The organism is Clostridium folliculivorans, from assembly GCF_024341905.1.
In the GTDB taxonomy this organism is placed as follows: Bacteria; Bacillota; Clostridia; order Clostridiales; family Clostridiaceae; genus Clostridium_AR; species Clostridium_AR folliculivorans.
Genome location: NZ_BQXY01000009.1, coordinates 137069 through 148559, shown reverse-complemented (window position 1 = coordinate 148559; position 11491 = coordinate 137069). Strand labels below are relative to the sequence as shown.

9 protein-coding genes are annotated in these 11491 nt (G+C 30.4%); all 9 read right to left on the bottom strand.

Annotated features, from left to right (window positions below; genetic code table 11):
- The coding region (locus tag OCU55_RS19890) for an ABC transporter ATP-binding protein (RefSeq protein ID WP_261854039.1) at positions 1–1214 on the bottom strand (1214 nt) is incomplete at its 3' end.
- Between the two features lie 99 nt (positions 1215–1313).
- Complete coding sequence (locus tag OCU55_RS19885) at positions 1314–2402, bottom strand: BMP family lipoprotein (protein WP_261854038.1); 1089 nt, start codon at positions 2400–2402, stop codon at positions 1314–1316.
- Positions 2403–3107: 705 nt separating this feature from the next.
- A complete protein-coding gene (locus tag OCU55_RS19880) occupies positions 3108–3947 on the bottom strand; it encodes a DegV family protein (protein ID WP_261854037.1) in 840 nt (279 codons plus the stop codon).
- Between the two features lie 15 nt (positions 3948–3962).
- A complete protein-coding gene (locus tag OCU55_RS19875) occupies positions 3963–4424 on the bottom strand; it encodes a tRNA (cytidine(34)-2'-O)-methyltransferase (RefSeq protein ID WP_206872825.1) in 462 nt (153 codons plus the stop codon).
- Positions 4425–4587: 163 nt separating this feature from the next.
- Entirely contained in the window at positions 4588–5430 is an 843-nt protein-coding gene (locus OCU55_RS19870; protein WP_261854036.1) for a Cof-type HAD-IIB family hydrolase, read from the bottom strand.
- Positions 5431–5961: 531 nt separating this feature from the next.
- Positions 5962–8208 (bottom strand): transglutaminase-like domain-containing protein, encoded by a 2247-nt coding sequence (locus OCU55_RS19865; RefSeq protein WP_261854035.1) that lies wholly within the window; start codon positions 8206–8208, stop codon positions 5962–5964.
- 1 nt (position 8209) lies between these two features.
- Positions 8210–9415, bottom strand: coding sequence for a DUF58 domain-containing protein (locus OCU55_RS19860; RefSeq protein ID WP_261854034.1), 1206 nt, complete (start codon positions 9413–9415; stop codon positions 8210–8212).
- Positions 9408–10358: an AAA family ATPase gene (locus tag OCU55_RS19855; protein WP_261854033.1), complete on the bottom strand. Its 951-nt coding sequence runs from the start codon at positions 10356–10358 to the stop codon at positions 9408–9410. The genes OCU55_RS19860 and OCU55_RS19855 overlap by 8 nt, the downstream gene beginning before the upstream one ends.
- Positions 10359–10843: 485 nt before the next feature.
- Complete coding sequence (locus OCU55_RS19850; RefSeq protein ID WP_261854032.1) at positions 10844–11218, bottom strand: SH3 domain-containing protein; 375 nt, start codon at positions 11216–11218, stop codon at positions 10844–10846.
- Between the last annotated feature and the right edge of the window lie 273 nt (positions 11219–11491).

The window sequence follows — 11491 nt, the reverse complement described above, 5'->3', positions numbered from 1 at the left end:
CCTCCTGATAAAGCTGATGCTGAAACTTCATCATTTGGAGTTCTTACGTCAAACTCTTCTATAAGCTTATTGCAATGCTTTCTAACTTCACTATAGTTTAATACAATACCTTTGCTAAAAGGCTTATTTCTATGAATACCTAAGATTGAGTTTTCAAATAATGAATATTTAAGTATCAATCCTCTTTTATGTCTGTCTTCAGGAACATGTCCAACGCCAGACTCCATAACTATTTTAGGTGCCTTGTTAAATATATCTTTACCGTTTATAGTTACTTTTCCACTAACAGCTTTTCTAAGACCAGTTAAAGCTTCTATAAACTCTGACTGTCCGTTACCATCTACTCCAGCTATACCAACTACCTCACCTGCATGTACTGTAAGATCAAGATTCTTAACTACAGGAAGTTTTCTATGATCATTAGCATTTAAGTTTTCTATCTTGAGGATTTCACGGCCTACTTTTGCTTCAGCCTTCTGTACTACAAGATTAACTTTTCTACCTACCATTAGCTCTGCTAATTGGTCGATATTAGTATCTTTAGTATTTACAGTTCCAGTGACCTTACCTCTTCTTATTATGGTTACTCTGTCACTCATCTTCATAACTTCTTTAAGCTTATGAGTGATAAGAATTACTGACTTACCTTGTGATTTCAGGTTATCTATAATAACCCCAAGCTCATCTATTTCTTGAGGAGTTAGAACCGCTGTAGGTTCATCAAGTATTAATATATCTGCTCCTCTATATAAAGCCTTTAGTATTTCTACCTTTTGCTGTTTACCAACTGTGATATCTTCAATTACTTCGTTTGGATTTATGTTGAAACCGTATTTTTCAGCAATAGCTTTAACATCCTCTATTGCTTTCTTCATGTCTACCTTCAAACCTTTTTTAGGTTCAATTCCTAGAACTATATTTTCTGCAACTGTAAAATTATGAACAAGCATAAAATGTTGATGCACCATACCAATTCCAAGCTTTATAGCATCGTTAGGGTTTGTTATCTTAGCTAGCTGCCCGTTAACGTATATCTCACCCTTTTCTTGTTGGTACAACCCATATAGTATGTTCATTAAAGTGGTTTTTCCCGCTCCATTTTCACCTAGCAAAACGTGAGTTTCACTTTTGTTAAGTTCAAAATTAACATCATCGTTAGCTATGGTTCCTGGGAATATTTTTGTGATACCCTTCATTTCTACCACTTTTGTCACCATTAATACCTCCTAATTTAAAATAGAAAACTCCTTAAATCTTTAAAAAAGCTAGATGTAGCAACATCTAGCTCTTCTTTGAACCTATAAATATTTAGATTATTGTACTGCAGCTGGTGCAAATGCTTTAACATCAGCTGGCTTTGTTGGAACTGTTATCTTTCCATCTTTAACAGCAGCTTGATATTTAGCTACTAAATCAAGAACATCTTTAGGAGTATTCTTGCTTGATGTACCAGCTATATCTATTCCGCCTTCTTTTAAGCCAAGTTCAACAGTACCTGCTTTGAAAGTACCATTTACTATATCTTTAGCAGCTTGGTATGTTGCGAAGTCAACCTTCTTTATCATAGAAGAAAGTATTACATCTGCATATTGTGGAAGTGTAACCGCTTGGTCCATATCAACTCCTATAGCCCAAACCTTTTTACCATTCTTGTTTGCTTCTTGAACTGCTTGGAACATACCTTCACCAGCTCCACCAGCAGCATGGTATATTACTGTACAACCAGCATTGATTAAGTTCTTAGCTGCTTCTTTTCCCTTTGCAGCATCTGTAAAGCTATCAACATATTGAACTGTTTTTCTTCCAATTAAATCTTCAGCAGCAGTTGGGTTAACAGCTTTAACTCCAGCTGCAAAACCTGCTTCGAATTTTTGTATAAGTTCCATGTCTTTTCCACCGATAAATCCTACTTTGCCAGTTCCAGCCATCTTACCAGCTATAACTCCCATAAGGAATGAACCGTCTTGTTCTTTAAATAGTATTGATCTTACATTAGCAGCATCAACAGCTGAGTCAACTATAGCAAAGTTTACATCAGTATGCTTTGAAGCCGCATTCTTAACTGCATCAGACATTTGGAATCCAACACCTACAACTAAGTTTGCTTTTTCTGATACTAATGCATCTAGGTTTGATTCATAATCATCTTTAGATTTTGATTCAACAGCCTTATAATCAAATTTGAACTCGTCTTTAGCTTTCTTTATTCCAGTATCAGCTGCTTGGTTAAATGACTTATCATTTAATCCACCTTCATCAGTTGAAAGACCAACCATTACCTTCTTATCAGAAGTTTTGTTATCAGTAGTTGTTTTGTCATTAGACTTACTAGCACAACCAGCAAATAGAGTTGCTACTACTGCCACCGAAGCTACAGCAGCCATTAATTTTTTCTTGTTCATTACAGATCCCTCCTAAGATTTATATATTGTTTGGTTACAAACATATAACCAACCATTTACATTTTGAACGAGTACTATAACACCAAAATAAATATGTAAGCACTTACTTAAAAAGTTAACACTATATTAGCTTAATAATAAAAAAATGCCTGTTATGAATACAAAATTAATTAAGATATACATGTCCTAAAAATATATTTTAAAACCTAATAAATAATTGTATATAACAAACACCGTTGTTTATAATTCTCCTAAATCTGAGAGAATAGCCTTTTAAATAATAACATAAGCATATTTTGGTAATCATTTGCCCGTTGTAATTATAGCATACGTATAGGATAAATGAAACACTTTTTTCATTTATGTTACTAAATAAAACTTAAGTTTTAATAATTTTTTAAGCATAATTTACTAAACATATATTGGATAAAACATTTTTATGAATACCTTTTCATTTTTGAACCATTTAATCTTACTTCTTATAAATATCCATGGACTATTTTATAAATATATTTTGAAGTGTTTATTAATTTGTTTCCTATATAATAAGTATATAAAACTTTGCCTTTATTTATTCTTAATTTCAATATAGAAATTCCTTCCAATATTCTATATTTCATTATTGTATATTTTCCTATCAAGTAAAAAAACAGTAAGGTTTATTAACCCTACTGCCCATATTAAACATAATTAATATTATAAATTTTAGAATTCTTCAATAAAAAATAATCCACAAGCCTTTGGTCCTGAATGTATTCCAACTGTACATCCAACTTCTGCATCAATATATTCAATATCATTTTCATTTAAATATTCTTTTAGAGGCTCATAGATGTCTTGATTCTCAATATGCAGAAGTACTACTGGCTCTCCTGCTTTTCTCTTAAGAGTTTCAAAGGTTCTAATGATTTCTTTAGTAGCCTTCTTACTTCCTCTAACCTTGTCCATTACCGACATCTTTCCCTGCTTAACTTCTAACAGTAGTCTTATTCCAAGAACACTACCTATAACTCCGGCAGTTCTTGATAGCCTTCCTCCACGAACTAAGTTATCTAAACTTTCAAAGCTTAATGCACTCTTAATATGTGGTATAGCTGATAATAATTCGTGTTCTATTTCTTTTATATTCATTCCTTTTTCTTTTGAAGCTATCGCCTTAAGAACTACTATGCCTAATCCTGATGTTACATTTTTTGAGTCAATTACTATTATATCTTCTGTATCAAACATATCTTTAGCTATACAAGCAGAGTTATAAGTTCCACTCATATCTGACGAAAGATGTACTGATATAATTTTATAACCCTCTTCTAAGTATCTCTTGTAACATTCATAAAATCTATTTGGGGTAACTTGTGCTGTGGTTGGAAGTGCGTCGTCTTCTTCTATACGCTTAAGCATAGTCCTAAGATTTATTTCTACTCCATCAAGATAGCTTTCTTCTCCAAAATTAATAAGAAGTGGTAGTACCTCCACGTCATTCTTCTTTAACAAATCAATGGGGATATCTACAGTACTATCTGTAATTATTTTAATCTTTTCCATATCCCTTCCCCCTATTTATTTCATACTTGGAAAACCAATTTGTCTCAATGCTTCATACGCAATAATCGAAACTGTGTTTGATAGATTAAGTGATCTTGTTGATGTATTTATCATCGGAACCCTTATTCCTTGCAAATCATTATGGACACTTTCAGGCACTCCAGATGATTCTCTACCAAACATTATGAAATCACCTTCTTTATATTCCACTTCATCATAATAATTTTCTGCATGAGTAGTAGATAAGAATATTCTAGCTCCTTTATTCTTCTCCATAAACTCTTCATAGCTTTCATAAATCTCCATATTTAAGTATTGCCAATAATCAAGTCCTGCTCTTCTTACATGTTTTTCATCTAGATCAAAACCTAAAGGTTTAATCAAATGTAACTTAGAATTAGTCAAAACACAAGTTCTAGCTATGTTACCTGTATTTTGTGGTATCTCTGGTTGATATAAAACTATATTAAGATTCACTTTATTTCCTCCGAACGGTCTTATATAAATTGTAAAATCACACTTCATCTTATTATATTACAATATTTTATTATGTTAATCAAATCTAAAATAACCTATCATTTCTTAATCCAACACAACAAAGTATGATTTTATATTAAACTATTGTATTATATGTTTTAATTTATCTTTCTTTAGATACAATAAACTTTTCTATAGCTTTTCCAACCCCATCGTTATCGTTAGTGTCAGTTATGTAATCTGCTACATCTTTAAGTTCTTTAATTCCATTTCCCATTGCTACTCCCATACCAGCATACTCTATCATCGGCATATCATTTTCGTTGTCACCTATGCACATTATCTCTTCTCTTTTTATGCCGTAGTATGCAGCAAGAACTTCAACTGCTCTTCCTTTTGTAACATCCTTATTTAGTATTTCTATATTAAAAGCTCCAGAGCTAGTTACACTTACATCATCCATAGCATCAAGCTCTTTTCTAAAGTTCTTTAATATGTTCTTATTAGGACTAAATACAATACATTTTACAAACTCATCCGTATGCTCTTCAAATATCTTTTCCCATTCTTTTCTCTTACCTATATATTTAATAGTGAGTCTTAAGTCTTTTGGTAATGGATAAGACATGTATAATTTTAAGGCAGTTCCTTGAAGTCTGCTACTTACAAATATACTATCAGTAGTATAGAAGTGCATCTTTATTCCGTATTTACCTACAGAATCAAGAAGTCTAAGACAGGTCTCACTATTAAGAGCATTTTTGTATATAACTATCCCTTTATCTTTTTCTCTTATCACAGCTCCATTGGTAGCTATAACTGGTGATTTAACCCCTAATAAATTGGAATAATGGAGGGCATTATTAAATATCCTACCTGTAGTTATAACAATATGTACTCCCATATCATGGGCCTTTTTCAGCATCTCTTTATTATAACTTGAAATCTTCTTTTTACTGTTTAGCAGAGTTCCATCCATATCTATACATACTAATTTATAGCTCATATATTACTCCTATTTCTAATGTATATTAAATAACATATCTATAATTTTTGTTTTCCTAATATGCTATTTTATAATTTGTGTATATTTTAACTTTAGTATTTATTTAACTTTATTATTGAAATTAAGGTGTTGCTTCCGGAGATACTATATGAGTGAGCTGTTAGAATTAAATGATTTGCGGAGATGGAATAGCTTTAAAAAACTGTATTGTCCGAGCGTAGTGAGTTATACAGTTTTAGCTATGGAATTGTAGAAAATCATATTAATTCTTTGCGAAACTCATTAAAGTATCGGAGGAGTAACAACTTAATTTCAACAAATGCTAAAATAGCTGTAAAACCTATACTTTATCTTTTTCATATCTGACAACATTATACCAATAAAACATTTTAAATCAAATAATTCCAACCTGAATTTAATCAAACAATAAATATATATCAATTAATTCGAAAACCATTTGAAAAACTCTCACATACTTTAGTGAGAGTTTTCATAAAATCAAGCTTTTCTATGGACTAATGATTTACATCTTTAAAATAATATATATCTGTTTATTAGATATTTTCTATTTCCTTGATTAAGTTTAACTGTGACTTCTATATAATTTATCATTTGAAGTCTATCGTAATGCAAATTATCTTCCTGAGCATAAAACTCTCTATATATAAGTTCAACTAATTCTACCATCTTCTTTGACAACTCATAATTAGGTATATTTTCAGCAAATTCTAAATCCGTCTCATTTTTAGACTTTATTATATTTATCCTATTTAATCTCAATTTACAATAGTCATATAAAGGAATTAGACTATCACTTTTAATTATTTTTCTCCTTTTTATAACTACTAAACATATTCTTATAGTTATATATATCAATATTAGTACAATTGGAGATAAAATCGTCAAATATAAATAATATATTTTGCTTTTATCCTCACCGTTATTCTTTTCTAAATCAACCTTTTTTGTGTTTCCTTTGCTATCATTATCTAGAGATGATTTAGAACTATCTGATGCCCCGCTATTAGTTCCACCATTGTTTTGTACTTCTTTTGCATGTCTATATTGATATGCTGTAGGTACTGTATCAATCTTTGTAAAAGGTAACACCCTTGCGGCACTATAATTACTTCCATTATATGATAAATATATTTCTGTCCAAGCATGAGCATCCTCATTAGTAACTTTGTACATCCCATTGTTTTCCTTATCCTTACTGACTTTGAAACCTTCAACATATCTTGCTGGAATTCCTGCAATTCTGCACATTACTGTCATAGCAGTTGCAAAATATACGCAGTATCCTTTCTTTTCTTCAAACAAAAAATAATCTACAAAATCCTTCCCTTCAGGAACACTAGGAACATCTAAGCTATAAGTATAGTTTTGAGTAAGATATGCTTTTAATCTATACGCCTTTTCATAATTTGAGGAAGTTCCTTTCACTATATCATAAACCAAATCAGCAGTCCTTTGAGTGATAGTGTCTGGCAGTTGAAGATAATTAGACAAGTCCCCATTGTTAAGCAATTGGTCTATCTCTACAGAATTACTTCCATTTAAAGGCGTATCAAAAGCTTTATCATAAATACTATTTGAGTAAAAGTTTATTGTATATTCTGTCTTTATAGGTTTTTCAGCATAAAATGCTCCATTAACTTTGTCCACATAAGTTTTATTATCACTGTTGTATTTTATGTTCACAACTTTAGAATAATAAGGATTAAATAAGGTTGTAGTTGTAATATAATCTGGATGAATTGTCATAGTTTCCTCATTAGCCCCAACAAAATTTTCAACATACGATGCATCCATCATGTTGCTTTTCTCTATCAACCTATAGTTAGGCACCCATGATATACCAGTATATTTATCTTTTACAGAACCTTTAAGGTAGATTTCATTTTTAACATTTCCTTTATACTCTAATTTAAATGCTTCTCTATCATCAATATTAATTGGCCCGCCTAATATTTTAGTGGAATCATTATAACCAGATTTAGCTAGAGTATACCCATATTTATCAGGATTGTAAGCTCCTCCACTATCATCAGCTATATTTTCAACTACTTTATCTGAAATTATTTTAGAAAATTTCCCACTTGTTGATTTTGGTAATAACACTATGACCATTGAACTTACTAGAGACAGTATTATAGTTGCCCAAATAATTTTAGACGTTATAATATTATTTCTAATCTCTTTTCTTTTCAACCTTTTACTATAATTACCCAGGTGGTTTACAGCGTATGTTATTATACTTACAAAAATAAATATATACATTACCTTATCAATTTCTTCATAGTATCCTAGGTACCAATAAACCATCATTAACAGCATATTTATGAGAATAATTATATCCGCAAATCCTCTTTTTTTGATCCACATGGCAAAAGGTGTTAAGGTAGGGATTGTGATAATAAATAGATTTCTTATAAGTGAGAAAGAACTCGCCCATCCTTCTCTCATATTTGAGGTTATATGTGTCATGTTATTTCCTATTCCTTCTATTATAAAAGAAACAGCGTACTTTCTAAATACAATGACCATTAATAGCACTGCAGAAAGTATAATCATAGTTAAAACTAGTTTTTTCTCTAAAGACTTTACCTTTTCATCATAAACCCAAGTTATAACTAACCCCATTATAAACAGAAACGTTATAAGATAATAATCAGTTCCTTCAATATTGAGACATGCTTTTAATATTAGAATGGTAAGTATCATATTAAAAAAAACAACAAAACTATCTAAAAGCCTTTCCTTAAACCATTCCATACTAATTCACCTGTCCTTTTACAAGCTCTTCTATACTTACGGCAGCCTCACTAAACAGCCCTTCATCTATCTTATAGCATATAATCCCAAGATTTCTCATAGTAGTCACAGACTCATCACCAATTTCGCTCCTAAGATAAAATATAATAAGCGAATTACCTTTTTCTTTGTTTTCCATTATGAAATTTACCATCTTATCAGACAGTGTATGAGTTATCACAGCTATTCCAGCTATAGAAGAAAGCCTATTTCTTTGAATATTTATAAAGTTTGTTATAGGAGTTACACCTTCACTTCTATGCTCTATTAAATATTCTAAAAACTTTTCAAAATCCATATTATTCTCTATGATTTGTACTTGTTCGATTTTATTGTTGACGAATACTTTCGTAGATATATTTTTCTTTAAAAGAGAATAAATAAGTGAAACAGAAAAATCTATAAGAAATTCCTCGTTTTTACCGTAAGGATCAAGACGATAATTACTTTCGTTCATATCCATAAATACATTAAATTCTTCACCGGAAACAGTATCAAAATTTCTTACATATAAGTCATTTAACTTTGCACTAACCTTCCAATTTATTCTCTTTAAGCTATCTCCCTCTCTGTATCTTCTCATATCTCTTGTAGAATGAGGATCTTCCTTGCTAGTGACAATTGACAAAGTATTTTCAATTATTTCTGAACCACTTATAGCCATCTGACTGATATCATACACTCTTGGAAATACCTTTATTGTTTTACTTTCATTTATCTTATAATTAATATTGAAGATACCTAATAAGTCTTTAAGTTCCACATCATAACTACCCAAATCAAACTTACCTCTGCTTACATATACTATTTCTTCAGATATCATATGATTTTCATTTATTGCGAGAGTTAGAGCATCCCCTGTATAATTCTTTTTAATCTTATTTATGCCTTCATTTGTAATCTTACAATATGGGAGAATTAATATTGTGTTATTCTTCGCCATAGTATCAATATAATCTTTATTTCCACATGTATAAAATCTAGCTACTGTAACATTCCGAACATTTAAACCTGATTTAAAAACAATGATTGATATAAGTCCTAAGATTCCTGGTATTAGTAGCATATAAAATATAACATGGGGAAGGCTTCCACCTTGAACATAAACAAATACTGTGGCTAATGCAAACATAACTACATATTTTATACTAACTTTTAGCTTAAGCATTGACAGTTATCCTCGGAGTTTCTACTATCTTTAGAATATCCTCTATGGTCTCCCTTTCTCCATAGCCGTTTGCCTTTCCAGTTGAAGACATAATTATTCTGTGACTTAATACTAAAGCCGCATTATCTTTTACATCTTCAGGTATTACATAATCTCTTCCAGATAAAAGGGCACTGGCTTGTGCAACTTTTTGAAGCGCAAGAATTGCTCTAGTGCTTACACCCAATGATATATAGTTACTTTCTCTTGTTTTATTTGCAATTCTCACTATATATTCATTTATCACTCTAGCAACCCTTACCTTAGCAACAGCATCTTGAAGATACAAAATATCCTCAGCAGTAACTACACTGGTAAGTTCTTGCAATGGATTGTTCTCCCTATACTTTTCTAATATATCAACTTCAGCTTCAGCCGATGGGTACCCTAAAGAAACCTTAATTATAAATCTGTCTAATTGAGCTTCTGGCAATCTAAATGTTCCATCGTAATCAATAGGATTCTGAGTAGCCATAACTACAAAAGGTGTTTTCAATTTATATGTTTTTTTCCCTTCAGATACTTGATTCTCTTCCATAACTTCAAGTAATGCTGATTGAGTCTTTGGTGAAGTTCTATTTATTTCATCAGCAAGCACTATATTAGAAAATATCGGTCCTTCCTTGAACTCAAACTCCATATCTTTCTGATTGTATATTGATATACCTGTTATATCTGATGGAAGAAGATCAGGTGTAAATTGAATTCTGCTGTAAGTTAAATCTATTGTCTTAGCCAATGCTTTAACCAGTGTAGTCTTACCAACACCTGGAACATCCTCGATTAAAATATGACCATTTGCAATAACACCCTTTAATATATTACTAAGCTCTGCTTCCTTCCCTATTATTACCTTATTAAGATTGTCTAAAATCTTCTTTATAATTTCCTTTTCCCTCATCATGTTAACCCCTCTTTAAATTTAATTATGTCTATAGCCCTCATTAAAACACAGTAACTAATTTAAACATATTTCCATACTAAAAGTTATTTCCTTGTATGAACACTTCCAAATACTTATGGACCATTTTTTATATTTATAGCTATTAATTATAATTATTATAAATTCCACATATTTCCTAATTCTATCTATTTTTTTCAATTCCTTCATAGATTAAAAATTATAATATAATACTAATAAGTTTTTATATTATTACAAAATTTATTTAATTATTGCATATTTTTCCTAATTAAATCAACCTTATTTTTTAATATAGAGAAGATCATTGTGTTTTATTCTATAACTATCTTCATTAAATTAAAATCCGGATTAGATATTCAATATAAAATAAGAACCACACTAGAATTTCATAAAATATCAGTGCAGTTCTTATTTTATATACTATCATATGAAATTTTAATTGTTAGTTGAAACTTTTAATATAAATATTAACTTGCAACAAACACATAGTCATGAGATACCCAGCCAGCCTTTGTACCACTTGGTGTATTATATTTTATAAGTAACCATTCAGTTTTAGTACCTGGACCTGGAGATGCTCCATAAACTCTTACAAGTTCCCCATTACTTACTGATCCTATAATTCTATAATTAGTTCCTGGACCGCTTCTTACATTAAGAGTACTAGTGTTAATATACCCTTCCATATCTAAGGATACTTGCGCATATTGAACATCTAACATGTTTATATCAACTGGAAAATCTACAGCATACGCCTTTTTCCCTCCAATTGATACCATTGATGCTAGTCCAACTAAAAGAACCATTGAAAATACAACCAAACTTTTTTTCATGCCTTTCATAAAGACAATCCTCCCATCCTTATATTGATTTATATTTAAAAATTAAATATGCTTTTTAAACCTTTTATCCACAAAAATAATACCAAAAATTTTATAATTCAGTTACACAGGTAACAGTATAAGTATAATTTTATTTTCATTTAAGTTAATATATTACATAATATAACATTTTTTTCACTGGCTGTAAACTTATTTCGTAAAAAATCTTTCTATTTGCTATTTTTTGATATATGTGTGACAGCTTTATTAAGTATTTTCACAAACTTTAAAATG

Excerpts from the sequence above, each read along its gene's own strand:
- OCU55_RS19885 (WP_261854038.1), bottom strand. The coding sequence starts at position 2,402 with ATGAACAAGAAAAAATTAATGGCTGCTGTAGCTTCGGTGGCAGTAGTA.
- OCU55_RS19880 (WP_261854037.1), bottom strand. The coding sequence starts at position 3,947 with ATGGAAAAGATTAAAATAATTACAGATAGTACTGTAGATATCCCCATT.
- OCU55_RS19870 (WP_261854036.1), bottom strand. The coding sequence starts at position 5,430 with ATGAGCTATAAATTAGTATGTATAGATATGGATGGAACTCTGCTAAAC.
- OCU55_RS19865 (WP_261854035.1), bottom strand. The coding sequence starts at position 8,208 with ATGGAATGGTTTAAGGAAAGGCTTTTAGATAGTTTTGTTGTTTTTTTT.
- OCU55_RS19860 (WP_261854034.1), bottom strand. The coding sequence starts at position 9,415 with ATGCTTAAGCTAAAAGTTAGTATAAAATATGTAGTTATGTTTGCATTA.
- OCU55_RS19855 (WP_261854033.1), bottom strand. The coding sequence starts at position 10,358 with ATGATGAGGGAAAAGGAAATTATAAAGAAGATTTTAGACAATCTTAAT.
- OCU55_RS19850 (WP_261854032.1), bottom strand. The coding sequence starts at position 11,218 with ATGAAAGGCATGAAAAAAAGTTTGGTTGTATTTTCAATGGTTCTTTTA.